Below are 24542 nucleotides of genomic sequence, written 5' to 3' on the forward strand. Positions count from 1 at the left end.
CATGACCATCGACATCCCCCTGACCCCGATCGACACCCAGCACACCAGTGGTGTGGCGCCTCCAGCCACGCCCTGGAAACGTCGCACGCGCCTGCAGCGCGCGTACCAGGCCTTGGCCCCACTGCTACGCCGGCCTGGCTTCAGTGTGGCCCTGTTGATCGTACTGTTTGCCCTGTTCGCGGCACTGGCCCCGCAGTTGCTCACCAGCTTCGACCCTTACGCCACCTCGCCCGCCGACAAACTCAGCGCCCCCAGCGTGGTGCACTGGTTTGGCACCGACGAGTTGGGCCGCGACCTGTATACCCGGGTGGTGTATGGCGCGCGCCTGTCGGTGCTGGCGGCACTGTTGGCGGTGACCATCGCCCTGGTTGGCGGCCTTGGCCTGGGCGTTCTGGCCGGTTTTGCCGGCGGGCGGGTCGACGCGGCGTTGATGCGCCTGATCGACGTGTTGCTGGCGCTGCCCGGCCTGCTGCTGGCCTTGGCCATCGTCACCGCCATCGGCTTTGGCACCGTGCCGGTGGCTGTCGCCGTGGGTGTCGGCATCATCCCGGGCTTTGCCCGCACCACCCGCGCCGAAGTGCTGCGGATCAAGACCCTGCCCTATGTCGAGGCCGCCCGCCTGGGCGGCGCCAGCTGGGGACGCACGCTGCTGCGCCATGTGCTGCCCAACGCCTGGGGCCCGGTGGCGGTGCTCGCCACCCTGGACTTTGGCGCGGCGATCCTGGCCACCGCCGGCCTCAGCTTTCTCGGTTTCGGCGCGGCACCGCCAGCAGCGGAATGGGGCACGCTGATCGCCAACGGCCGGCACTTCCTGATTACCGCCCCTTGGGTATCGCTGTTGCCGGGGCTGTTCGTGGTGGCTGTGGTGTTCAGCCTCAACCACCTGGCGCGCAGCGCCGAGGAGCATGCCCGATGAGCCAGCCACAGTTGATCCAGGTGCGTGACCTGAGTGTCAGTTACACCTTCGCCGGGCAACGCACCCAGGCCGTGCGCCGGTTGTCGTTCAGCCTGGCCCAGGGCGAAACCCTGGCGATCGTCGGCGAGTCCGGTTCGGGCAAATCGACGCTGGCCAATGCCCTGCTCGGCCTGCTGCCGGCCAACGCAAACATTGAGCAGGGCGAGCTAAGGGTCGATGGCATCGATGTGGCGCAGGCCAACGAGCGCGTCAGGCGCACGCTGCGCGGGCGCACCATCGCCTTGGTGCCGCAAGACCCAATGGTCAGCCTCAACCCCACCCTGCGTATCGGCCGGCAGATTGCCGAGGCGCTGTTGCTGGCCCATGACGGGCGGCGTTACCCGGGGCTGGACGCACAAGTGCTGGCGCTGCTCGAGCAGGTCGGCATCGACGAGCCGCCGCTGCGCGCCCGCCAGTACCCCCATGAGCTGTCCGGCGGCATGCGCCAACGGGTGCTGATCGCCATCGCCCTGGCCGGCGACCCCCGGTTGATCATCGCCGACGAGCCCACCAGCGCATTGGACGTGACCGTGCAGCGGCGCATTCTCGACCACCTGCAGCAGCTGGTGGCCGAGCGCGGCATCTCGCTGTTGATCATCACCCATGACCTGGGCATGGCCTGCGACCGCGCCGACCGCCTGCTGGTGATGAAACAGGGCGAGCTCGTCGAACATGCCTCGCCCAGGCAGATCCTCTGGGGCGCACAGCAGCCCTATACGCGTGCCCTGCTCAACGCAGCACCCGCCTTCGTGCCGCGTAAACGGCCGCCAGGCGTGCCAGCGCAAACACCGCTGTTACGCCTGAGCAATGTCGGCAAGCGCTTCGCGCTGCCCGGGCAGCACGCGCACTTTACCGCGCTGCATGGCCTCAACCTCGAGCTGCATGCCGGGCAAACCCTGGCCATCGTCGGCGAATCGGGCTCGGGCAAGAGCACCGCGCTGCGCATCGCCCTTGGGCTGGAAAGGCCCAGCCAGGGGCGTGTGGAGTTCGCCGGTGTCGACGTCAGCGCCTGCAGTTGGCGGCAGTTCCGGCCCCTGCGCCGGCGTATTCAGCTGGTGCAGCAGAACCCGTTCGCCGCACTCGACCCACGCTTCACCGTGTTCGACAGCATCGTCGAACCGCTGGTGTCGTTCGGCCTGCTCAAGGGCGCTGCGCTGGAGCGCAAGGCCCGCGAGCTGATCGCCCGGGTGCAGCTGCCGGTGCACTTCCTCGACCGCCTGCCGCGGGAGCTGTCGGGCGGCCAGCGCCAGCGGGTGGCGATCGCCCGGGCATTGGCCCTGGAGCCCGAGGTGCTGTTGCTCGACGAGCCGGTCAGTGCGCTGGACGTATCGGTGCAGGCACAGATCCTCGCCCTGTTGGCCGAGCTGCAGCGCGAACTGGGCATCGCCTACGTGCTGGTCTCCCATGACCTGGCGGTGGTCGCGAGCATGGCCGACCACGTGCTGGTGCTGCGGCGCGGGCAGGTGGTCGAGCAAGGGCCGGCGGTGCAGGTGTTCGGCAGCCCGGCCAGCGCCTACACGCGGGCGCTGATCGAGGCGATACCTGGGCATTCACGCAGCGTGCTGCCTGTGGCGGTTTGACGGTTGTGCCGCGCGGTACGTGGTGCCGTGCGCAACTGACATTGAGCATTATCTGGCAAGAGGTATTGAACGTGAGCAAACGACAGATCCATCTCGGCGCAATGATCCACGGTGTCGGTCACGGCTGGGGCGAATGGCGCCACCCCGAGGCGCTGGCCGACGCCAGCGTCAACTTCGGTTTCTACAAGCAGCAGGCGCAACTGGCCGAGGCCGCGAAGTTCGACTTCGCCTTCATCGCCGACAGCCTGCACATCCACGCTCGCTCCAGCCCCCATTACCTCAACCGCTTCGAGCCGCTGACCCTATTGTCTGCGCTGGCGGCGGTCACCTCCCACATCGGCCTGGTAGCCACGGTCACGGTCAGCTACACCGAACCGTTCCAGGTCGCCCGCCAGTTCGCCTCGCTGGACCTGATCAGCGGCGGGCGGGCTGGCTGGAACGTGGTGACCTCGTGGCTATCGGGCACCGCCGACAACTTCGGCAAGGCAGAACACCCACCCCACGCCGTGCGCTACCGCATTGCCCGCGAGCATGTCGATGTGGTCCAGGGCCTGTGGGACTCGTGGGAAGACGACGCCTTCACCCGCGACAAGCGCACAGGCGAGTTCTTCGACCCCACCAAGCTGCACACGCTGGGCCACCAGGGCGAGTTTTTCAAGGTCAAGGGCCCGCTGAACATCCAGCGTTCGCCCCAGGGCCAACCGCTGATTTTCCAGGCCGGCGTGTCGGAGGATGGGCGCAACTTCGCCGCGCAAAACGCCGATGCGATCTTCGTCAACCCCGAGTCGTTCAGCGATGCCCGAGCCTATTACCAGGACCTGAAACAGCGCGCTGCGCGCCATGGCCGCGACCCGGAGCAGCTGTTCATCCTGCCGGGCATCCGCCCCATCGTCGGCCGCGACGAGGCCGAGGTAGAGCGCCGTTACCAGGAGGCCGTCGAGCTGGTGAGCATCGAGGACGCCCTGGTCGCCCTTGGCCGGCCGTTCAACGACTACGACTTCAGCCAGCACGACCTGGATGCGCCATTCCCGGACCTGGGCACCCTTGGCGACAACAGCCACAAGGGTACCGCCGACCAGCTCAAGCAACTGGCCCGCGAAGAGGGCCTGACCCTGCGCCAACTGGCACTGCGCTTTTCGCGCCCGAGGCGTGACTTCACCGGCACCCCGGAACAGGTGGCCAATGCCCTGCAGGACTGGTTCGAGGACCGCGCCGCCGACGGTTTCATCATCAATTCGCTGCTGCCCGATGGTTTGCAGTACTTCACCGAGCTGGTAGTGCCCCTGCTGCAAGCGCGCGGCCTGGTGCGCAGCGAGTACACCGGGCGCACCTTGCGCGACAGCTTCGGCCTGAGCGTACCGACCAACCGCAACACGCTGCGCCGCGCGCCGAACGCGGTCGCTTGAACCGCCCTGGACGAAAAGGAGTTCCACTGCATGAGTCTCGAATTCATTGGCCTCATCGGCCCTCAGGAAAGCAGCGAATCACAAGCCCCACGTGGCCCGTTGGTTGACCTGGACTTCATCAAGGCCTTCGCCCAGGCCCAGGAATATGCCGGGTTCGACAAGGCCCTGCTGGCGGTCAATACCAGCGCGCCGGACGCGATGATCCTGGCCAGTTACGTCGCCGCAGTGACCGAACGCATCGGCCTGCTGGTGGCGCATCGGCCCGGTTTCCAGGCGCCGACCTTCGCCGCCCGCCAGTTCGCCACCCTCGATCAGCTCAGCCGCGGCCGCGCCTCGATCAACGTGATCACCGGCGGCGACAGCGGCGACCTGCAGCGTGACGGCGATTTCCTCGACAAGGATGCCCGCTACGCACGCACGGACGAATACCTGCAAGTGCTGCACAAGACCTGGACGCAGACCACCCCATTCGACCACCACGGCGAGCACTACCGGGTAGAGGACAACCTGACCCTGGTCAAGCCGGTGGACAAGCTGCCGGTCTACTTCTCCGGTGCTTCGGATGCGGCGGTGGAGGTGGCAGCCAGGCACGCCGATGTCTACATGATGTGGGGCGAGCCCCTGGAGCAGGTGCGCGAACGCATTGCCCAGGTACGCAAGGCCGCGGCTCGCTACGGGCGGGAGAACCACATCCGCTTCAGCCTGTCGCTTCGGCCGATCCTGGGGGCTACCGAAGACGAGGCCTGGGCCCGGGCCGAGCGCATCCTGGCCGACGCCAGGCAACGCATCGGCATCCGCCAGGGCAGCCGTCGCGAGAAGAACTTCGGCAAGAGCAACGTCGGTTCCGAACGCCTGGTGCAACTGGCAAGCCAGCGCAAGGTGCACGACACTCGGCTGTGGACCGAGATCGCCGCGCTGGGCGGTGGCGCCGGCAACTCCACCTCGCTGGTGGGCACCCCCGAGCAGGTGGCCGAAGCGGCGCTGGCGTATTACCAGCTGGGTGTGAGCACCTTCCTGTTTCGGGGTTTTGACCAGTTGCGCGATGCCGTGGACTACGGGCAAACACTGATTCCACGGATCCGCGCACTGGTGGCGCAGCAACAAGATGGCCGCACCACCCGCAGCGCCTGACCTGGCCGGCCCTTTCACGGTTAGCGCCGCGAAGGGGCCTGCGGACCTCCCTGACCCGTATTCAGACCACCAGCCCACATCGGGCCTGGTGCAACGGCGCGTGGGTGTTTGTCGTGAACTTTCATGCGCCCTTCATTGCCCAGGCAACACTACATCAAAATTACGCTTGCGCATTTATAAAGACGCCTATTATCAGCAATAAACATAATTAACTTAGAACAAAAAAACCTTTCACAGCCGTGCGAAAGTCCATTAGGTTATTTCAACCGACCCCGACATGGCGGAGGCAAATGGATTTGTGCCAGCCGCTGTCGGTCCGTCTTTCGATCCGCCTGCCCGTTGCGCACATCCGAACTCAACCTTTTCGGAGCATGCGACATGGGATTGTCCCGTAGAGATCTGATCACCCGCCTCGCCGCCATTGGCGGCTATTCAGCGGCTCTTGGCGCGCTGGGGCAGAATGCCCTGGCCGCTACCTTCGAGCCCTTGCAACTGGCCGCCAACGGTGGCAACGGCAAACGCGTAGTGATTGTCGGCGCCGGTATTTCCGGCCTGGTATCCGCCTACGAGCTGCGTAAGGCCGGCTTCTCGGTCACCGTGCTGGAAGCCCGCGAGCGCGTCGGTGGCCGAGTCTGGACCTTGCGCCAGGGCGACCGCATCGAGCATAACGACGGCAGTTCGCAAACGGTCGAGTTCGACCCGGGCCACTTCTTCAACGCTGGCGCCGCACGCCTGCCAAGCCATCACCTGACCATCCTCGGTTACTGCCGCGAACTGGGGGTGGAGCTGCAGGTGCTGGTCAACAGCAGCCGCAACGCCCTGGCCCAGCCTGACCTGGCACGCCCACCGCTGCTGCTGCGCCAGGCGGTCAACGACACCCGCGGCCACTTCAGCGAGCTGCTGGCGCGCAGTGTCAACCGCAACAGCCTCGATGCCGAGCTCAGCAGCGGCCAGCGCAAGGCGCTGCTGGACTTCCTCAAGGTGTACGGCGACCTCGACAACCAGCAGCAATACCGCGGCTCGGTGCGCGCCGGTTATAGCCGCTTTGCCGGCGCCGGGGACCAGACACCAGTCCAGCGCCAGCCGGTCCCCCTGGACCAGTTGCTCGACAGCAACCTGCTGCTGCCGCTGGTGTTCGACGAGATCCCCGAGTTCTCCTCGACCATGTTCCAGCCGGTCGGCGGCATGGACCAGATCCCCAAGGCGTTCTACCGCCAGGTCAAGGACAGCGTGCGCCTGAGCGCCGAAGTGCTGGGGGTGGAAACCACTGACAACGGCGCCAAGGTGGTCTGGCGTGACCGCAACAGCGGGCAGCAGCACATTGAGCAGGCCGACTACGCCATCGTCACCCTGCCCCTGCCCCTGCTGGCCAGGCTGCCGAACAACTTCAGCACGGCATTCAAGCAGGCCATCGGCACCGCCGAAGGCGACAAGGCCAACAAGGTCGCCTGGCAATCGCCGCGCTTCTGGGAAACGGATTACCAGATCTACGGCGGCCTCAGCTACATCAACCACGAAGCACGCACCCTGTGGTACCCCAGCGACCACCTCAACAGCGCCCAAGGTGTGTTGGTCGCCACCTACAACACCGGCTTGGTGGCCGAGCAGTTTGCCACCAAGTCGCTGCAGGCCCAGGTTGCCTCGTCGCGCCAGGCGGTGGAATCGCTGCACCCGGGCCACAGCCACAAGCTGGGCCGGCCGGTGGTGGTGAACTGGTCGAAGATCCCTTTCAGCGAAGCCCCGTGGATCGTCCACGACGAAGTCGCCCAGCCTGGCTACGACCTGCTCAACCAGCCCCAGGGCCGAACCTGGCTGGCCAGCGATGCCCTGGCCCATGGCGGCGTGGGCATCTGGCAGAACAGCGCGGCCGAATCCGCCCGCCGGGTTGTCGGCCTGATCGCCCGCCATGCCAACCAGACCACCCGCGGCGCTGCCGCCTGATCGTCAAGGAAACCACAGCATGCCTCGTCTTCTTCTGCTTGCCGGAGTGCTCATGTCGCTGACCCTCAATGCCCATGCCGATGGCATCAAGCGGGTCGCCCCGCCTGGCTCCAACTTCCCCATTTCGCAACTGGTCACCGTGCCGGCCGGCAGCCAACTGACGTTCGTCAGCGGCACCTTGCCGGATGTGGCCGACGCCAAGGCGCCCAAAGGCAGTATCGCGGCGTTCGGCAACACCGAAAGCCAAACCCGTTCGGTGCTGAACAAGCTGCGCACGGCGCTGCAAAGCCAGGGCCTGGATTTAGGCGACATCGTCCAGTTGCGGGTGTTCCTGGTGGGCGACCCGGCCAACGGCGGCGCCCTTGACTTCACCGGGCTGCAAGCAGCCTACAGCGAGTTTTTCGCCACCGCCGAGCAGCCCCGCACACCGACCCGCACGGCCATCCAGGTGGTGGCGCTGCCGCTGCCGGGCGCGCTGGTGGAAATCGACGCGATCGCGGCCAAGGCGCCCTGAGCGCGCCCGCCGAGCCACACAAGGAACTGCGTGCATGAAGCAAGCCTTTACCTCTGCCCCGCTATTGACCATGGCCTTCGCCGCCGGCCTGCATACCGCGCCGGCACTGGCCGACGAACCTGCTGCCCAGGCCCTGGGTACGGTGATCGTCACCGGCAACCGTGGCAGTGAAAAACGTACTGTCACCAGCAGCCCAGTGCCCATCGACGTGATCAGCGCCAAGCAGCTGCAGGAAACCGGCAAGCCGGGCCTGATGGAAGCTCTGAGCGCCAGCGTGCCGTCGCTGACCCTGCCGGAAAAGACCGGCTGGGACGCCAGCGGCATGGCCCGCGCGCCAAACCTGCGCGGGCTCAACGCCGCCCAGGTGCTGGTGCTGGTCAACGGCAAGCGCCGCCACACCAGCGCCACCCTGAACATCAGCGGCATCAACGCCGGCGCCGCCCCAAGCGACCTGGACCTGATCCCCATCAGTGCCATCGACCATGTCGAAGTGCTGCGTGACGGCGCAGCGGCCCAGTACGGCTCGGACGCCATCGCCGGGGTGATCAACGTGATCCTCAAGGCTGATACCAGCGGCACTGCCGTGACCACTGCGGGCCAGGGCTACGACGGCAAGAAACAGACCGTGCAGCAAAGCCTGAACAAAGGCGTCGAGATCGGCCACGAGGGCATCCTCCAGCTGGCGCTCGACGCCCGCAGCCAGAACGACGACAACAAGGCCAGCGCCAACGGCTACAGCCAGGCCGAAGCGCTGGAACGCGCCGGCAAGGTCACATACGGCGGCTACGGCACGCCGAAGATCAACCTGCTGACCCTGGGCTACAACGCCGAACTGCCGCTGCAGGACGACCTGACCCTGTACTCGTTCAGCACCTGGTCGTACCGCAAGGCCGAGCAGGGCCAGAACTTCCGCCTGCCGACCATCGTCAACACCATCATCTCCGGGCCCAACGGGCGACCGGCCGGCTACACACCCACCTGGTACATCGAGGAGTACGACTACCAGGCGGCATTCGGCGCCAGGGGCCTGGCTGGCGAGTGGGATTGGGACCTGTCCAGCACCTACGGGCGCAACGAGGCCGAACAGGGCACCTGGAACAACCAGAACCCGTCGCTGGGCGAAGCCACGCCCAACCATTTCGAGTCCGGCACCTGGGTCAGCTCGCAGCTGACCAGCAACCTCGACCTGCGCCGCAGCTTCGAGGTAGGCCTGGCCAAGCCGCTGGACGTTTCCTGGGGGCTCGAGCAGCGCCGCGATACTTACCAGGTGCAGGCCGGCGACTGGGCCAGCTGGGCAGACGGCGGCTACTGCGCGGCACCTGGCAACTGCGCCGCTTCAGGCGCGCAGGTCACCAACGGCATCTCCCCGGCCGAGGCCACCAGCGCCAGCCGCAACAGCTACGCCGGCTACCTGGACGTGGGTTTCAACCCGCTCCCGCAGTGGTACTGGGGCGCGGCCCTGCGCTATGAACACTATGATCGCGGCATCGGTGCGACCCGCAGCGGCAAGCTCACCACCCGCTACGAGCTGACCCCCGAACTGGCCGTGCGGGCCACGGTGAGCAACGGCTTCAGGGCGCCCTCATTGGCCAACAGCCTGTTCAGCGCCCGCTCCACCACTTACGGCGTGGTCGACGGGGTGTACCAGTCGATCAACTACGGCGTGTTGCCGGTGGATTCGGCCGCCGCCAAGGCACTCGGTGCCGAGCCGCTCAAACCTGAAAAATCTGCCAACTACAGCCTGGGGCTAACCTGGCAGCCCAACGAGCGCCTGGCCTTCACCGCCGACACCTACCTGATCAACGTACGCGACCGTATCACCCTCACCGGCACCTTGCTCGGCCCTGAGGTCACCCAGGCCCTGCTGGCCAATGGCATCGACTCGACGTCGGGCGGCCAGTATTTCACCAATGGCGCCAACACCCGCACCAAGGGCCTGGACCTGGTGGGCAGTTATGACCAGGACCTGGGTGGCGCCGGGACTGTGAAGTGGACGGCGGCCTTCAACTGGAACGACACCGAGATTCTCGATTACAAGCAGAGCGTGAACATTCTCGGCACGCCGTACGAGCTGATGAACCGCCAGGCGCGCAACCTGCTCACCGAGGTACAACCGCACACCAAGCTGATCCTGGGGGGCAACTGGCGCCTGGACCGCTACCGGGTCAACCTGGGGCTGACCCGTTACGGTTCCTGGCGCGAGGTAAATGCCGCCAACGACCGTTCGCTGGACCGCGACTACAAGGCGCGCTGGATCACCGACCTGGATGTGGGCTACCAGCTGACCAAGGACCTGGAGCTGGCGATCGGTGCGCGCAACCTGTTCGATGTGTACCCCGAGCGCCAGGCGCCTGCCAGCAAGACCATGGTCAAGGGGTACGGGGTGTACTCGCCGTATGGCTTCACCGGCGGGTATTATTTCGGGCGACTGACCTACACCTTCTGACACTGCGTTCGCGCGCGTCTGTCACTGACGTTACTGGCCTGAAACAAACGTAGGAGCGGATTTATCCGCGATGCGCCGCGCGGGCGGCGCTCGATCTCATAGGCGCTGAAGATTTCAGGCGAACACATCCGAACACCGCACTAACCCCAGGGCATATAGGGACCGCTTCGGGTCGACAGCTGCCGGTCGTAAATGACCGCAAACGCCCCATGGCGGACACCGTGCCAACGCCCTGTAGTCAGTACCGGCCTCATCGCCGGCAAGCCGGCTCCCACAGAGATATCACCAGCCTCCAGGTCTGCGCATTACCTGTGGGAGCCGGGCTTGCCGGCGATGGGCCGCGAAGCGGCCCCGGCCTTCGGATGTCCGCCATGGGTCGAAAGCGGTCGCTCCCTTTGGACGCTGACGCGGTATCTGTTCCACCAACGATCCGGCGATCTAGCGGGTGAAGCGCGGTATCGGCAAGCCGAGGCTCTCGCGCAGGGTAGTGCCCTCATAGGCGGTGCGGTATACCCCACGCTCCTGCAGCAACGGCACTACCTCCTCGGTGAACCGGCGGAACTGCCCCGGGTGGCCAATGTAGATGTTGAACCCGTCCAGCGCCCGCGCCTCGAACCAATCGGCCATCTTCGCCGCCACGGTGTGTGCCGAACCCACGAACGCCCCCGGCCGCAACTGACGGCCGAACTCAACGGCCTGGCGCAGGCTGAAGCCCTTGTCCCTTGCCTGGTCGGCAATGCGCTTGGCGTTGGTGAAGAAGCTGCTGCGGGCGTCTTCCAGGCTTTCCTGAGGGAACGGCGCATCCAGGTCATAGCGGCTGAAATCATGCCAGCCGAAATTGCGCCCGAACTCTTTCAACGCCAGTTCAAAGCTGTGGTCAGCCTGGTGGTAGTGACGCTCGATCTCTCGGGCATGGTCGTCCGTATCGCCAACATAGATCTCCGCCCCCGGCAACACCAGCAACTGCTCCGGGTCACGCCCCAGGCGTGCGGCACGGCCCTTGATATCCCGGTAGAACGCCTGCCCCTGCTCGATGCTGGCGGCATGGGTGAACACCACGTCGGCAGTGGCTGCGCCCAGGTCACGGCCCTGCTCGGAATCGCCCGCCTGGAAGATCACCGGCTGGCCCTGCGGCGAGCGCTGGATGTTCAGCGGGCCAACCACTGAAAAGTGCTCGCCGTGGTGATTCAGTGCATGCAACTTGGACGGGTCGAGAAAGCGACCGCTGGCACGATCCCGGGGGAAGGCGTCGTCTTCGTACGAATGCCACAGCCCTTGCACCACTTGCACATGTTCCTGCGCCCGGGCGTAGCGGGTGTCGTAGTCGTAGTGCTCGTCCAGCCCGTAGTTGCCGGCGGTGCCGGCATCCCCACTGGTGACCACGTTCCAACCGGCGCGGCCCTTGCTGATCAGGTCCAGCGAGGCGAGCCGACGGGCGACGTTGAACGGCGCGTTGTAGGAAGTGGTGAGGGTGCCGACCAGGCCGAGGTGGCGGGTGCTGACCGCCAACGCCGAGAGCAGGGTCAAAGGCTCCAGACGGTTAAGGTAGTGCGAGGGCGAGCCTGGGGTAATGAACTGGCTGTCCACGATGAACATCAGGTCGAACAACGCCGCTTCGGCCGTGCGGGCGATGTCGATGTACCAGTCGATGTTGACGCTGGCGTCGGCAGGCAGCTCGGGGTCGAGCCACAGGTTATGCCGGCCAGGGCCGCCGCAGCCCATGGTCAGGGCACCGAGTTTGATCTGTCGTTTGCTCATGGGGATCCCTTCACTGGCTGCTGATGGCGGGCGCCTGGAAGGCCGCGCCGAACGAGGTGTCGAACAGGTCCGCCGCCGGGTAGGGCTTGATAAGGCCAAGCCCGGCGAAAAAGTCCACGGTCTTCTGCGCATCGGCGATGACCTGCGGGCTCAGCGGTGCCAGGTCGGTGCGCGCACGGGCGAACCAGGTGCGGGCGATATCGCGGTCGGCACGGGTTCGCTGGGCCCAGGCATCGGCGTAGGCCTCGGTATTGGCCGGGTCGTTCAGGGTCCAGTCACGGGCCTTTTTCAGGCGCTGCAGAAAGTCGGCGATCTGCGCACGCTTTTGCTCCACCGCCTTGCTGTTTGCCACCACGAAGCTCTGCGCCGGGATGACCCCCTCGGCAGTGGCCAGCACGCGGGCGCCCTGGCGCTCCTGCTGGGTGACGTAAGGTTCCCAGGTGGCGATGACATCCACCGAGCCGCCGTCCAGGGCGTGGGAGGCATCCAGCGCGCTGAGGTAGCGCAGCTCCAGGGCGTCGCGGGGCACACCGGCCTTGTCCAGGGCGCTGAACAGCAACTGCTGGCTCCACGAACCCTTCCAGATCGCTGCGCGTTTGCCACGCAGGTCCTGCAGGCTGTGGATGGTTGAATCCTTGCGCGCCAGGATTGCCACGCCTTCGAGGTTCTGCCGGCTGACCGCAATCACCTTGATCGGCGCGCCCAGGGCGCCGAGAAACAGCGGCGGCGCGTCGCCCAGCAGGCCGATGTCGAGGCTGCCGACGTTGAGCGCCTCGGCCACCGGCGAGCCTGCGGTGAACTGCTTCCATTCCAGGGTGTAAGGCAAGTTGTCGAGCACCCCAGCCGCTTCCATGACGGCGCGGGCGTTGTAGCTCTGGTCACCGACCACCAGCGTCTGGGCTGCGGCGGCAAGGCTGAAGGTAGTGGCCAGCAGCGTGGCAGCCAGGTGTTTCATATAGCGCACGTTCGTCTCCAGATGCCCCGTCAGGGGCAGATGAGCCGATCCGCGCGTGCGGTCTCGTCCAAGGTTTATCTATAGCCAAAAGGCATTAATAGAGTGCCGGTTATAAACTAAAGTGTATTTGCGAGCCTGTGAAATGCGCATTAGGCATAACCTCATGCCTTTGGCGACGGCAATTTGAAAACAGAATAGCGCAGGTGTAAATGCATTATTTGCATATTAGCTTATGATTATTTTGCATTTTGAGAATAGAAATAGGATTTGCTAGGGTTGACCGGAACCTGAAAGCCGAGCCTGAACCATGACCCAGAACCTGCGCCCGAAGCGCTTGCGCCATTTCATTGACCGCCTCGCCGCGCTGCTCGACCAGCAGCCCGACGAACCCGCCCTGCTCGACCGCGGCCAGCAACTGCTGGCCGAGCTGGTCTCCCATGACGACTGGCTGCCGGACGACCTCGCCCAGCCCGACCCGCAGCGCTATCAGCAGTACTTGCTGCATTGCGACTCACGCCAGCGCTTCTCGGTGGTGAGCTTCGTCTGGGGCCCTGGGCAGCAGACGCCGGTACATGACCACCGGGTGTGGGGCCTGATCGGCATGCTGCGCGGCGCGGAACTCGCCCAAGGCCTGGAGCGCGACGCCCAGGGCAAGCTGCTGCCTCGCGGCGCGGCAGTGCGCCTGGAGCCGGGCCAGGTGGAAGCGGTGTCGCCGCGCATCGGCGACATCCATCAGGTCAGCAATGCCTTTGACGACCAGGTGTCGATCAGCATCCACGTCTATGGCGGCAACATCGGCGCAGTCCAGCGCGCAGTCTATGCCGAGGACGGCAGCGAAAAACCGTTTGTTTCCGGCTACTCCAATACCCGCCTGCCCAACATCTGGGACCTGTCCAAAGAGAACCTTGCCCCATGAGCACCGTCACCATCCGCCGATACCACGACATCCGCCGCGCCCTGCTGGCCCGGGAGGAACTGGCCCTGATCGATGTGCGCGAAGAAGACCCGTTCGCCCAGGACCATCCCTTGTTCGCCGTCAACATTGCACTGTCCAAGCTTGAGCTGGAGATTTTCGCTCGGGTGCCACGGCGTGACACAGCTATCACTGTCTACGACAACGGCGAAGGCCTCGCCGAAGTGGCGGCGCAGCGCTTACTGGCGCTGGGCTACCGCGACGTCGCTGTGCTTGACGGCGGCCTGGCCGGCTGGCGCGCCGCGGGTGGCGAATTGTTTCGTGACGTCAATGTGCCGAGCAAGGCCTTTGGCGAACTGGTGGAAAGCGTGCGCCATACGCCATCGCTTGCTGCCGAGCAGGTCCAGGCGCTGTTGGATGAAAAGGCCAATGTGGTGGTACTCGATGCCCGCCGCTTCGACGAGTACCAGACCATGAGCATCCCCGGTGGTGTCAGCGTGCCCGGTGCCGAGCTGGTGTTGCGCGTGGCCGAGTTGGCACCGGACCCGGCCACCCAGGTGATCGTCAACTGCGCAGGGCGCACCCGCAGCATCATCGGCACTCAGTCACTGGTCAACGCCGGCATTCCCAACCCGGTCGCCGCCCTGCGCAATGGCACCATTGGTTGGACCCTTGCCGGCCAACAGCTGGCCCATGGCCAGGACCGCCGCTTCGCCGAAGTCAGCACCGCTACCCGCGCCAACGCTGCGCGCCAGGCGCGAGCAGTCGCTGACCGCAGCGGTGTGCTGCGCCTGGAACGTGCCGCGCTGCGCGACTGGCAGGCCGAACCCACCCGCACCACCTACCTGTTCGACGTGCGCACGCCCGAGGAGTACAACGCCGGCCACCTGCCTGGCAGCCGCTCGGTGCCGGGCGGCCAGCTGGTGCAGGAAACCGACCACGTGGCCAGCGTTCGCGGGGCGCGCATCGTGCTCGTGGATGACGACGGCGTACGCGCCAACATGAGTGCTTCATGGTTGGCGCAGATGGGCTGGCAGGTAGCCGTGCTCGACGGTTTGTCCGAGGCAGATTTCACCGCCACCGGCGAATGGCAGCCGCCCCTGCCCGAACTGCCCGCCGCCAACGAGATCGGTGTCGAGCAACTGGCCAGCTGGCTGCAGCAAGACGGCACGGTGCTGCTGGACTTCACCACCAGCGCCAACTACGTCAAGCGCCATATCCCGGGTGCCCACTGGGCGATCCGCGCCCAGCTGGCCGAAACCCTGGAACGTTTGCCACAGGCCAGCCGCTATGTACTGACGTGCGGCAGCAGCCTGCTGGCGGGCTTCGCAGCACGCGACCTGCAAGCCCTCACCCGCACCCCGATTTACCTGCTCGAAGGCGGCACCGCGCGCTGGATCGCTGCCGGGCTACCGCTGGAAGCCGGCGAAACGCAGCTTGCCGTACCACGCAGCGATCGCTACCGGCGCCCGTACGAGGGTACGGACAACCCCCGCGAGGCGATGCAGGGGTATCTGGACTGGGAGTTTGGCCTGGTTGCGCAACTCGAGCGCGATGGCACACATGGGTTCAAGGTGCTCTGAACCTGAACGAGCGACAGGCTGTTTTGGGTCGGTAACAACCCATTGTGAACGACAGCCATCGGCCATGGCTGACTTGCGAAGGCCGGGGCCGCTACGCGGCCCATCGCCGGCAAGCCCGGCTCCCACAGGTACTGCGCAGGCCCGGAGACTGGTTAAATCTCTGTGGGAGCCGGCTTGCCGGCGATGAGGCGGTACTGACTGCACAGCGTTGGAACGGTGTTCGCCATGGGCCAGAAGCAGCCGGTCACCACTGACCGAATTCGGCCTGTGGCCGACATCCGAAGGCCGGGGCCGCTTCGCGGCCCATCGCCGGCAAGCCCGGCTCCCACAGATACTGCGCAGGCCCGGAGACTGGCTAAATCTCTGTGGGAGCCGGCTTGCCGGCGATGAGGCCGGTACTGACTACAGAGCATTGGAGCGGTGGCCGCGATAGGTCGACCGCGGGCCAATCGAGTCATTCAACTCCCTTGGGGGATGGCCACATGTCAAATTCAGGAGCGCGGCAGCGTTCGGCGCATGCCGCTCCTGCAGGATCGTGCATACCCGCAGCAGGAATCGCATAACGCAGCCCAGCCCAGGCGCCTTACTCTTGTTTCACCTGCTTATCGGCGGGGCCTCTTACAGCCAGAAACAGGAGTGGGAAAATGCACGGTATCGAACAAAAAGTCATCGTGATCACCGGCGCCAGTAGTGGTATCGGCGAAGCAACAGCCCGCCTGCTTGCCAGCCAAGGCGCTCGCGTTGTGCTGGGTGCCCGCCGCACTGATCGCCTGCAAGCTCTCGCCAGGGAGATCCGTGCAGCCGGCGGTATCGCTGATGTACTGGCGCTGGATGTCACCCGCCTGGAGGACATGCAGTCCTTCATCGACTTCGCTGTCGAACTGCATGGCCGGGTCGACGTTCTGATCAACAACGCCGGCGTCATGCCCCTTTCCAAGCTCGAAGCGCTCAAGGTCGATGAGTGGAACCGGATGATCGATGTGAACATTCGCGGCGTGCTGCACGGCATTGCCGCAACGCTGCCGCGGATGCAACAACAGCGCGCCGGCCAGATTATCAATATCGCCTCCATCGGGGCCTACGCTGTGAGCCCGACCGCTGCGGTGTACTGCGCCACCAAATATGCCGTACGGGCCATTTCAGAGGGTTTGCGCCAAGAGGTGGGTGGCGATATCCGGGTCACGGTCATTGCACCAGGCGTTACCGAGTCCGAGCTGGCCGAAAGCATTTCCGATGAGGGCGGGCGTGCAGAGATGCGCGAGTTCCGCAAGATCTCGATCCCTGCTTCGGCCATTGCCCGGGCGATTGCCTATGCGGTTGAGCAACCTGCGGATGTGGATGTCAGCGAACTGATCGTGCGCCCGACCGCAAGTCCATTCTGAATACAGCCAGACCCGCTGCCCGACAGAAACTGAGCGGGATCCCCATCAGAACTGCGCAAGCCTTCACGGGCCTGGCTCGTGAAGGCTTGCTGTGCGATGGCAGTGCAATGGGTCAGAACGCCGGCACCACATCGCCGTGGTAGCGCTCAAGAATGAACTGCTTGACCTGTGGAGAGTTCAACAACGCACCAAGCTTCTGCACTGCCGGGTCGTTGGCTTTGTCCCTGCGCACGTACAGGTAGTTGGCGTAAGGCGACTCCGAACTTTCGATGAACAGCGCGTCCTTGTGCGGCACCAGCTTGGCCTCCAGCGCGTAGTTGGCGTTGATCAGCGCCATGTCCACCTGGCCTAGCACGCGCGGCAGCATGGCCGCTTCGAGCTCCTTGAACTTGAGGTGCTTCGGGTTGCTGGTGATGTCGGCGGCGGTCGCCATGATGTTGCTGGGGTCCTTGAGCGTGATCAGCCCCTGCTTGGCGATCAGCAGCAATGCGCGGCCAGAGTTGGTGGGGTCGTTGGGTATGGCGACGGTAGCGCCGTCCTTCAGCTCTGCCACCGATTTGACCTTGCTCGAGTAGGCGCCGAACGGCTCGATGTGAACGGCCACGACCGGCACCTGGTCGCTGCTTGGCCGGTCTTTTTTGTAGGCCTCGTAGTAAGGCTTGCTCTGGAAGTAGTTGGCATCCAGCCGCCCCTCGTCAACCTGGCGGTCGGGCTGGATATAGTCGGTGAACACCTTCACGTCCAGTTCCACGCCTTGCTTGGCCAGTTCAGGTTTGAGGAACTCCAGGATCTCGGCATGGGGCACAGGCACCACGGCGATCTTGAGCGTTTCGGCTTGTGCCACGCCAAGGGAGGCGGCCAGCAGGGCAAGGGAAAGTGCAATGCGCTTCACAGGTGTTTTCCTTCGAATCGTTCAAGGGTGAATAAGGACAGGTCGAGGTCGCTGGTACCACGTGTGCACCACTGCGCAAAAGCTTCGCCCAGGGCAGCCGAGTGCTTGAAGCCGTGGCCCGAGCAGGCGGACACCACCAGGGTGTGCTTGAGCGTGGGGTGCTGGTCGATGATGAAGTGGCGGTCCGGGGTGACGGTGTAAGCGCAGACGGCCGACTTGAGGACCTTGGCGGTAACCCCGGCAATACGGCCTTGCACTTGCTGCTGGTACATGTCCCGCGCTTCGGCTGCAGACACGGTGCGGTCCAGCAGGTCGGGCTGCGAGGCCGTGTGATATTGCGCGGTCGCAATCTTGAGGCTGCCCTCGCCGGGTTGCGCGGGGAACCCGTAATTGATTTTGTCGTCCCCGCGCCCGTGGGTGAGGATGAACGTGGGCGACGCGCCCTCCAGCCCAGCGCCGGCTTCGAGCTCGAACCAGAAGAGTTTCTGCCGGTAGACACTGAGCAGCCGGTCAAAGGGCTCACCCAACAACCCGCCCGCCCAATTACCCGCGCTGAACACCAGCTTGCCGGCCTTCACCGTGCGCAAATCGGTCGTGACCGTGACGCCCTGTTCGTCCGAGCTGATCCGGGTAACCGTTTCTCCCGTATACAGGGTCGCACCATGTTGCGCAGCCAGGCGCAACTGCACCTCGATGCAGCGCTCGGGGCGTACGAAACCGCCCCCAGGCTCGAAGTAGCCGATCGCGTCGTCGCGCACGTTGGCAAATTGCGGGAAGCGCTGGCGAATCTGCTCGGCGTCGAGCACTTCGTGTTCGATCCCATAGGTCTGGGCCAGGCCTATGGTGCGCAAAGTGAAGTCGGTTTTGTCGTCGGGGTCGAAGTCGGGGCTGGACGTCAGCGCGAGCAAGCCAGATTGATCGAACAACGACTCGCCGCTCAGCGCTTCCAACTCGCGCCAGATTTGCTGGGCCCTTTTCACGATTGGAACGTACTGTGCGCCCTCCCCCACGGACAGCCGGGTAATGCGCGTGTCACCGTGGCTCGAGCCAAAGGTATGCGGGGGCTGGAAGCGGTCGATGCCCACCACATCTACACCCGCCTTGGCCAATTGATAAGTGGTAGCGGCGCCCATTGCACCCAGACCGATGACGACTACTTCACAGTGCTCCACGGACAGCGCTCACTCAAAAAGGCGCTAGTTGAAAGCAGGTGCTCGCAGGAGACAAAGAATTAAAAGGTATAAGGTTATGCCCAGGCGCGCAGAGCGCAGGCCTGCGCCCATCTTCTGCTTTTTATAGTTGCGCTCATCATGAATATGATTAAAGGCGCTGTGAAATCAATTCAGTTCCCCTCGAGCGGCACCGACACCTAAGATGCGCCTTAATTTTTAGCGCTTAGCAAAACTTGAGTGGAACACCTGATCATGACACACACAGACTTCACGTTTTCCATCAAGCGCATTGGCTTCGACGAGCATTATAAACCCGCCGACAGCACGCGCATCACGACCAACTTCGCCAACTTGGCAAGGGGCGCCAGGCGCCAGGAGAACTTGCGCAACACTTTGGCCATGATTGACAACCGTTTCAACGCCTTGGCGCACTGGGACAACCCCAAGGGTGACCGCTACACGGTGAAACTTGAAATCATTTCCGTCGCGATGTCGGTTGATAACGACAGCCCCGAGGCCGGCCTGCCTTTGATTGAAATCCTCAACACACAGATTTTCGATCGAACGACCGGCGAGCGTATAGCAGGCATGGTCGGCAATAACTTCTCTTCCTATGTGCGGGATTACGATTTCAGCGTACTGCTGCTGGAGCATAATAAAAACCAGCCGGTGTTCAGCACGCCTGATCATTTCGGCGAGCTGCATGGCAAGCTGTTCAAGCGCTTCGTGAACTCAAGTACGTATAAAGACCATTTCGACAAGGCACCGGTCATCTGCCTGAGTGTTTCGAGCAGCAAGACCTACCATCGCACTGAAAATCAGCACCCAGTGTTGGGCCATGAATATCAGCAAGATGACTATTCGCTGACCGATGAATACTTCGCAAAAATGGGCCTGAAGGTGCGTTACTTCATGCCGCCGAACAGCGTTGCACCGTTGGCGTTCTATCACCTGGGCGACTTGCTCGCTGACTACACCAACCTTGAGCTGATCAGCACCATCAGCACAATGGATACCTTCCAGAAAATTTACCGGCCCGAAATTTACAACGCGAATTCTGTGGCAGGCAAAACCTACCACCCTAGCCTGCAGCATGAGGATTATTCGCTGACTCGCATTGTTTACGACCGAGAGGAACGTAGCCGGCTGGCCATTGAGCAGGGGCGCTTTGTCGAGGAGCACTTCATCAAACCGTACCAGGCGGTGCTTGAACAATGGTCCGCCAATTACAACTCCTGACCCATTTGAAAACAAGGTTTGCGCTATGAAAAAGCTGTTGCCCACATCGACTGCTGGCAGTCTGCCGAAACCCTCTTGGCTCGCACAACCCGAAACACTCTGGTCACCCTGGAAATTACAAGACCAGGCATTGATCGAAGGCAAACAGGATGCCCTGCGTTTATCGCTGCAGGAACAGCAACACGCAGGCATTGATATCGTCAGCGATGGCGAGCAAACGCGCCAACACTTTGTGACGACCTTCATCGAGCACCTGAGCGGCGTGGATTTCGAGAAGCGTGAAACGGTCAGGATCCGTGACCGCTACGATGCCAGCGTGCCAACGGTAGTGGGTGCTGTTGAACGTCAAAAACCGGTATTTGTGGAAGATGCCAGGTTCTTGCGCCAGCAAACCGGGCAACCCATCAAATGGGCGCTGCCAGGCCCCATGACCATGATCGACACGCTGTATGACAACCACTACAAAAACCGCGAGAAGCTGGCCTGGGAGTTCGCCAGGATTCTCAACCAGGAGGCCAGGGAGCTGGAGGCTGCTGGTGTCGACATCATCCAGTTCGATGAGCCGGCGTTCAATGTGTTTTTTGACGAGGTGAATGATTGGGGTGTGGCCACCCTGGAAAGAGCCGTCGAGGGCCTAAAGTGTGAAACGGCCGTGCATATCTGCTACGGCTATGGCATCAAAGCCAACACCGACTGGAAAAAGACCCTGGGGGCCGAGTGGCGTCAATACGAGCAGGCGTTCCCCAAACTGCAGAAGTCCAGCATCGATATCATCTCGCTCGAATGCCACAACTCGCATGTGCCTATGGACCTGATTGAACTTATCCGCGGCAAGAAGGTGATGGTAGGCGCCATCGACGTGGCGAACCACACCGTTGAAACACCCGAGGAAGTCGCCAACACCCTGCGCAAAGCACTTCAATTCGTAGACGCCGACAAACTCTACCCTTGCACCAACTGCGGCATGGCCCCCCTGCCCCGCGAGGTTGCAAGAGGCAAGCTGAGTGCCCTGAGCGCCGGCGCAGCCATCGTGCGCCAAGAACTTTCGATCCGTTAACCCACGCGTTTGTGTAGGAGCTGGCTTGCCTGCGATCGGCTGCGCAGCAGTCGTAAAACCGGTATCCGCGTTGTACCAGGCAGGGCGCGGATACAGAATTTACGACTGCTTCGCAGCCGATCGCGGGCAAGCCAGCTCCTACACGCAATCCTTCGTTGTGCGCGCCATAAGCAGCAGGGCCAAGCCCACCGCCAGCGCTGCAATCAATGCGCCCACCCAACCCAGCGCAGCCAACCCCAGCTGTTGAATCGTCACACCGCCAATCATAGCCCCCAAGCCGATACCGCCGTTGGCAGCCGATACGTTCAGCGTGCCGGCCAACGCTTGCGCTTTCGAGCCGGCGATCATCACCCGCACCTGGCAAACCGGGAACAACGCGGTGTAGGCAATGCCCCACGCGGCCAAGGCCACGACCAGCAACCACAAGGTATCGACTGCAGGGGCCGCGGCAGCCATACCGGCCCCCAGCACGATCAGCAACAGGATGGTTGCACCGAGCGGGCTGCGGTCAACCAGCCGCCCGCCAATGGCATTGCCGATCATGCCCACTGCGCCAAAGCCCATCAGCCACCAGCCCACCTGCGCGCTGGGCACATGGGCCAGCCGCTCGAGGATATCGGCCAGGTAGGTGTAAGCGCTGAACATGGCCGTGAACACCACCACCGAAAGGGCGATGTGCAGGAGAAATTTCGGGTCTTTCAATATGACGGTCTGACGCTCGCCGACGGCGCGTTTGGGGGCTTCTGGGAGTGTCGGCAGGCGCACCCACATCAGCAGCGCTATCACCAGGCAAACGCCGGAAATAAGCCAGAACGTACCCCGCCAGCCGAGCGCATCCGCCGCCAGCGTGCCAGAAGGGATGCCAAACACGAACGCCGCCGTGATGCCCAGGTAAACCCGGGCAACCGCTTTGCCCTCATTACCTTTGCCCGCCAATTGCCCTGCCGACTCGCTGGCGGTACCCCAGAACACCGGCAGTGTTGCTGCTGCCAGGATGCGCGAGATCGCCATGGTCCAGAAGTCCGTAGCGACTGCCGACAGGGCATTGGAGGCGGCGAAGATGAGCAGCACACCCAGGAACACCTTCTTGCGGTCCCAATGGGAAATTGCCGCGGTGAGGAACGGCCCCACCAGCATCACGGTAAACGCGAACACGGTGACCAACTGGCCTGCCTGCGCAACGGTAATGCCCAGGTCACGCGCGAGCCCAGGCAAGATGCCGAGGATGATGAACTCTGTGGTCAGCACAGCGAAGGCAGCGAGTGTGAGAATAAGGATGCTGCTGCCCGCCCGGGCATCTGCTGCCTCGGAAAGGGGCGCCGTGGTGGCATGCATCTACAGGTACTCCAACAGGAAAAAGTGGAGCGAAGGGTATACTGGAAAAAAAAGATCAGCTTTGGCAATTAGGCAACGATATAGTGGAAATCTATTCCACAATGGGGGCGATCGGTGCTGAGCGAACAACGCTTGAAAGGTATTGCGGTTTTCATCTGCGTGGCAGAAGCCGGCAGCTTCACCGCAGCCGCCGACCGCCTGAGCCTGACCACCTCGGCGGTCAGCAAGAGCGTGGCGCGGCTCGAGGAGCGATTGAACATCAAGCTGTTCGAACGCAGCACCCGCCGCTTGGCCCTGACCGATGCGGGGCTCGATTACTACCGCACCTGTAAAGAGGTCGTGGCCAGCCTGGACGAGGCCGAGGTGGCCATGCACAGCCCCCAGACAGCGCCATGCGGCCGGGTGCGAATCGACCTGCCGGCGTCTTACGGCAAATTGCGGGTGCTCCCCCTGCTCATCGACTTCATCGCCCAGCATGAGCTGCTGATGCCACACATCACGCTCACCGACCGCTTTGTCGACCCCCTGGAAAATGGCATCGATATCCTGGTGCGCATCGGCGGGCCCGACACCTGGCCCCAAGGTATGGAGCGTCGATTGCTGGGTGTTCAGCAGCACATCTTTTGCGCATCGCCAGGCTACCTGCAGCGGCGGGGGGTACCTGAAACTGAACAGGACCTGCAGGCACATGGCTGCGTGCTCTATGGCAAGACCGACGGCGGCGTATACCCGCTGCACTTTCCCGGTGGCCATGCCGGTGACAGTGAGCAGCGCATCGTCCCCGGGCGCATCGCCATTGGCAACGCAGAAGGGCAACTGGCGTTGGTGCTGGCCGGGCTGGGCGTGGCTCAGTTGCCCACGTGGTTGGTGCAGGAGCACCTCGACGCAGGTACGTTGGTGCAGATCCTGCCTGAACTCACCACTGACGGCTTGCCCATCAACATCGCATGGCCCAAAAGCCGGCAATCACAGCCCAAAGTGCGGGCATTGGTCGATGCCATCTGTGCGCACGCGAAGCAAAATTGTACAAAAATCTAACTCTGTATAGCTTTATGCGAAGGGCTGATCTATACCTGTACAAGAAAACTTTTTTGTACAGGCTTGAGCATGCCCAGCTACCTGCAAACCTTCGCCGAACGCTTTGCCCGGCTCGATGCGCACACCCTCGACCAGCTGGGTGACTTGTACAGCGACGACATCAGCTTCCGCGACCCACTGCATCACATCAGCGGCCTCCCTGCCCTGCGCGCCTACTTTGCCGAGCTTTACGGCAATATCCAGGAAGTGCGCTACACCTTCGAAGGCACCGATGAGGTTGCGCCAGGCCACGGCTACATTCGCTGGACGTTGCAGTTTCGCCACCCCCGCCTGAATGGCGGCAATCGGGTCAGCCTGCAAGGCTGCAGCCACCTGCGCTGGCATGAACGCGTGCACTTTCATCAAGACTACTTCGACGCAGGCGCCCTGCTTTATGAGCATGTGCCGGTGCTGGGCGGCGCGGTTCGTTGGCTCAAGGGCAGGCTGGCATGAGCCGCTGCTGGCTGACCGGTGCCAGCAGCGGCATTGGCGCAGCATTGGCGAAGTGCCTGCTGGAACAAGGCCACCAGGTTGCGCTTGGCGCTCGGCGGGCTGACAGCCTGGCGCCGTTGGCCGCGCAGTTTGGGCAGCAGACCTTGCTGGCAATCGGCGATATCGATGACCCGCTGCAGGTCGCACAAATGGCCGCACAGATCGAGCAGAACTGGGGCGCGCTGGACCTGGTGATCCTCAACGCCGGCACCTGCGAATACCTTGAGCCCGGCCAGTTCGACCCGCTACTGGTCGAGCGTGTGGTCCGCACCAATCTGGTCGGCCTCAGCCACTGCCTGCACGCTGCCTTGCCGTTGCTGCGCCGTGGCCAGCGGCCGCACCTGGTGGTGGTGGGCAGCTCGGTGTCGTGGCTGGCACTGCCCCGTGCCGGGGCTTACGGCGCGTCCAAGGCTGCCGTGCGCTACCTGATCGAGTCACTGCGCATTGACCTGATCAACGAGGGCATCGACGTCACCCTGGTCAGCCCCGGCTTCGTCGACACACCGTTGACCCGTCGCAACGACTTCCCCATGCCCCAGTTGTGGAGCGCCGAGCGCGCCGCTGCGCATATCGCTGCGCGGCTGCCGCGACGCCCGCTGGAAATCAACTTCCCCGGTGTTTTCACCCAGGTGCTGCGCCTGCTCGGCGCGCTGCCGGTGCGCTGGCGACTGAAGCTAGGCCAGCGCCTGGCACGCAAGCAGCAGGAATAGACCC

20 protein-coding genes are annotated in these 24542 nt (G+C 63.8%); 15 read left to right on the top strand and 5 right to left on the bottom strand.

The features are described 5' to 3' along the window. Position 1: 1 nt before the first annotated feature. The 7 genes from ACFY68_RS10285 (at position 2) to ACFY68_RS10315 (ending at position 9973) form a co-directional block, all read left to right on the top strand. Positions 2-916 (top strand): ABC transporter permease, encoded by a 915-nt coding sequence (locus ACFY68_RS10285; protein WP_387526420.1) that lies wholly within the window; start codon positions 2-4, stop codon positions 914-916. Next, entirely contained in the window at positions 913-2535 is a 1623-nt protein-coding gene (locus tag ACFY68_RS10290) for a dipeptide ABC transporter ATP-binding protein (protein WP_387526423.1), read from the top strand. The genes ACFY68_RS10285 and ACFY68_RS10290 overlap by 4 nt, the downstream gene beginning before the upstream one ends. Positions 2536-2606: 71 nt before the next feature. Next, complete coding sequence (locus ACFY68_RS10295; protein WP_387526426.1) at positions 2607-3941, top strand: LLM class flavin-dependent oxidoreductase; 1335 nt, start codon at positions 2607-2609, stop codon at positions 3939-3941. A gap of 30 nt (positions 3942-3971) precedes the next feature. After that, a complete protein-coding gene (locus ACFY68_RS10300; RefSeq protein ID WP_279928991.1) occupies positions 3972-5072 on the top strand; it encodes an LLM class flavin-dependent oxidoreductase in 1101 nt (366 codons plus the stop codon). 378 nt (positions 5073-5450) lie between these two features. After that, positions 5451-7013, top strand: coding sequence for a flavin monoamine oxidase family protein (locus ACFY68_RS10305; RefSeq protein ID WP_387526429.1), 1563 nt, complete (start codon positions 5451-5453; stop codon positions 7011-7013). A gap of 19 nt (positions 7014-7032) precedes the next feature. Further along, positions 7033-7527 carry a RidA family protein gene (locus ACFY68_RS10310; RefSeq protein ID WP_387526431.1) on the top strand — a complete coding sequence of 165 codons (495 nt, stop codon included), beginning with the start codon at positions 7033-7035 and terminating at the stop codon, positions 7525-7527. A gap of 34 nt (positions 7528-7561) precedes the next feature. After that, positions 7562-9973, top strand: a complete 2412-nt coding sequence (locus ACFY68_RS10315; protein WP_387526434.1) for a TonB-dependent receptor plug domain-containing protein — start codon at positions 7562-7564, stop codon at positions 9971-9973. Positions 9974-10411: 438 nt separating this feature from the next. Here the strand turns inward: ACFY68_RS10315 and ACFY68_RS10320 are convergent, their stop codons facing one another. Further along, positions 10412-11731, bottom strand: a complete 1320-nt coding sequence (locus tag ACFY68_RS10320) for an LLM class flavin-dependent oxidoreductase (protein WP_387526435.1) — start codon at positions 11729-11731, stop codon at positions 10412-10414. Positions 11732-11741: 10 nt separating this feature from the next. Next, a complete protein-coding gene (locus tag ACFY68_RS10325) occupies positions 11742-12695 on the bottom strand; it encodes an ABC transporter substrate-binding protein (protein ID WP_387526438.1) in 954 nt (317 codons plus the stop codon). A 298-nt stretch (positions 12696-12993) separates the two neighbouring features. Between ACFY68_RS10325 and ACFY68_RS10330 the strand changes: the two genes are divergently transcribed. The 3 genes from ACFY68_RS10330 to ACFY68_RS10340 all read left to right on the top strand — a co-directional run bounded on the left by ACFY68_RS10330 (position 12994) and on the right by ACFY68_RS10340 (position 16564). Next, complete coding sequence (locus tag ACFY68_RS10330) at positions 12994-13602, top strand: cysteine dioxygenase (RefSeq protein WP_387526440.1); 609 nt, start codon at positions 12994-12996, stop codon at positions 13600-13602. Next, on the top strand, positions 13599-15182 hold the full coding sequence (locus tag ACFY68_RS10335) for a rhodanese-related sulfurtransferase (RefSeq protein ID WP_387526443.1): 1584 nt from the start codon (positions 13599-13601) through the stop codon (positions 15180-15182). Before ACFY68_RS10330 ends, ACFY68_RS10335 begins: the two co-directional genes overlap by 4 nt. Before the next feature lie 644 nt (positions 15183-15826). Continuing rightward, positions 15827-16564, top strand: a complete 738-nt coding sequence (locus ACFY68_RS10340; RefSeq protein WP_387526446.1) for an SDR family oxidoreductase — start codon at positions 15827-15829, stop codon at positions 16562-16564. Between the two features lie 112 nt (positions 16565-16676). On the opposite strand, the gene ACFY68_RS10345 is transcribed toward ACFY68_RS10340, so the two are convergent. Further along, positions 16677-17456: a MetQ/NlpA family ABC transporter substrate-binding protein gene (locus ACFY68_RS10345; protein ID WP_346612417.1), complete on the bottom strand. Its 780-nt coding sequence runs from the start codon at positions 17454-17456 to the stop codon at positions 16677-16679. Continuing rightward, positions 17453-18628 (bottom strand): N-methyl-L-tryptophan oxidase, encoded by a 1176-nt coding sequence (gene solA / locus ACFY68_RS10350; RefSeq protein ID WP_387526449.1) that lies wholly within the window; start codon positions 18626-18628, stop codon positions 17453-17455. Before solA ends, ACFY68_RS10345 begins: the two co-directional genes overlap by 4 nt. A gap of 252 nt (positions 18629-18880) precedes the next feature. Between solA and ACFY68_RS10355 the strand changes: the two genes are divergently transcribed. Both ACFY68_RS10355 and ACFY68_RS10360 read left to right on the top strand, forming a co-directional pair. Continuing rightward, positions 18881-19867, top strand: a complete 987-nt coding sequence (locus tag ACFY68_RS10355; protein ID WP_387526505.1) for a DUF1852 domain-containing protein — start codon at positions 18881-18883, stop codon at positions 19865-19867. Between the two features lie 25 nt (positions 19868-19892). Then, on the top strand, positions 19893-20924 hold the full coding sequence (locus ACFY68_RS10360) for a methionine synthase (protein WP_387526452.1): 1032 nt from the start codon (positions 19893-19895) through the stop codon (positions 20922-20924). 138 nt (positions 20925-21062) lie between these two features. On the opposite strand, the gene ACFY68_RS10365 is transcribed toward ACFY68_RS10360, so the two are convergent. Next, entirely contained in the window at positions 21063-22259 is a 1197-nt protein-coding gene (locus tag ACFY68_RS10365) for an MFS transporter (protein WP_387526455.1), read from the bottom strand. A gap of 114 nt (positions 22260-22373) precedes the next feature. On the opposite strand from ACFY68_RS10365, the gene ACFY68_RS10370 reads away from it, so the two are divergent. The 3 genes from ACFY68_RS10370 to ACFY68_RS10380 all read left to right on the top strand — a co-directional run bounded on the left by ACFY68_RS10370 (position 22374) and on the right by ACFY68_RS10380 (position 24538). Beyond that, positions 22374-23297, top strand: coding sequence for a LysR family transcriptional regulator (locus ACFY68_RS10370; protein ID WP_387526458.1), 924 nt, complete (start codon positions 22374-22376; stop codon positions 23295-23297). Between the two features lie 69 nt (positions 23298-23366). Then, entirely contained in the window at positions 23367-23789 is a 423-nt protein-coding gene (locus ACFY68_RS10375; protein WP_387526461.1) for a nuclear transport factor 2 family protein, read from the top strand. Beyond that, positions 23786-24538: an SDR family NAD(P)-dependent oxidoreductase gene (locus ACFY68_RS10380; protein ID WP_387526464.1), complete on the top strand. Its 753-nt coding sequence runs from the start codon at positions 23786-23788 to the stop codon at positions 24536-24538. Before ACFY68_RS10375 ends, ACFY68_RS10380 begins: the two co-directional genes overlap by 4 nt. Positions 24539-24542 lie beyond the last annotated feature (4 nt).

The organism is Pseudomonas sp. NPDC012596 (assembly GCF_042902325.1).
Taxonomy (GTDB): Bacteria; Pseudomonadota; Gammaproteobacteria; order Pseudomonadales; family Pseudomonadaceae; genus Aquipseudomonas.

Bases quoted from the DNA above. Each gene is read 5' to 3' on its own strand.
- ACFY68_RS10320 (WP_387526435.1), bottom strand. From the start codon at position 11,731: ATGAGCAAACGACAGATCAAACTCGGTGCCCTGACCATGGGCTGCGGC.
- ACFY68_RS10355 (WP_387526505.1), top strand. From the start codon at position 18,881: ATGACACACACAGACTTCACGTTTTCCATCAAGCGCATTGGCTTCGAC.
- ACFY68_RS10340 (WP_387526446.1), top strand. From the start codon at position 15,827: ATGCACGGTATCGAACAAAAAGTCATCGTGATCACCGGCGCCAGTAGT.
- ACFY68_RS10310 (WP_387526431.1), top strand. From the start codon at position 7,033: ATGCCTCGTCTTCTTCTGCTTGCCGGAGTGCTCATGTCGCTGACCCTC.
- ACFY68_RS10300 (WP_279928991.1), top strand. From the start codon at position 3,972: ATGAGTCTCGAATTCATTGGCCTCATCGGCCCTCAGGAAAGCAGCGAA.
- ACFY68_RS10375 (WP_387526461.1), top strand. From the start codon at position 23,367: ATGCCCAGCTACCTGCAAACCTTCGCCGAACGCTTTGCCCGGCTCGAT.
- ACFY68_RS10315 (WP_387526434.1), top strand. From the start codon at position 7,562: ATGAAGCAAGCCTTTACCTCTGCCCCGCTATTGACCATGGCCTTCGCC.
- ACFY68_RS10380 (WP_387526464.1), top strand. From the start codon at position 23,786: ATGAGCCGCTGCTGGCTGACCGGTGCCAGCAGCGGCATTGGCGCAGCA.
- ACFY68_RS10305 (WP_387526429.1), top strand. From the start codon at position 5,451: ATGGGATTGTCCCGTAGAGATCTGATCACCCGCCTCGCCGCCATTGGC.
- ACFY68_RS10365 (WP_387526455.1), bottom strand. From the start codon at position 22,259: ATGCATGCCACCACGGCGCCCCTTTCCGAGGCAGCAGATGCCCGGGCG.
- ACFY68_RS10285 (WP_387526420.1), top strand. From the start codon at position 2: ATGACCATCGACATCCCCCTGACCCCGATCGACACCCAGCACACCAGT.
- ACFY68_RS10290 (WP_387526423.1), top strand. From the start codon at position 913: ATGAGCCAGCCACAGTTGATCCAGGTGCGTGACCTGAGTGTCAGTTAC.
- ACFY68_RS10360 (WP_387526452.1), top strand. From the start codon at position 19,893: ATGAAAAAGCTGTTGCCCACATCGACTGCTGGCAGTCTGCCGAAACCC.
- ACFY68_RS10335 (WP_387526443.1), top strand. From the start codon at position 13,599: ATGAGCACCGTCACCATCCGCCGATACCACGACATCCGCCGCGCCCTG.
- ACFY68_RS10330 (WP_387526440.1), top strand. From the start codon at position 12,994: ATGACCCAGAACCTGCGCCCGAAGCGCTTGCGCCATTTCATTGACCGC.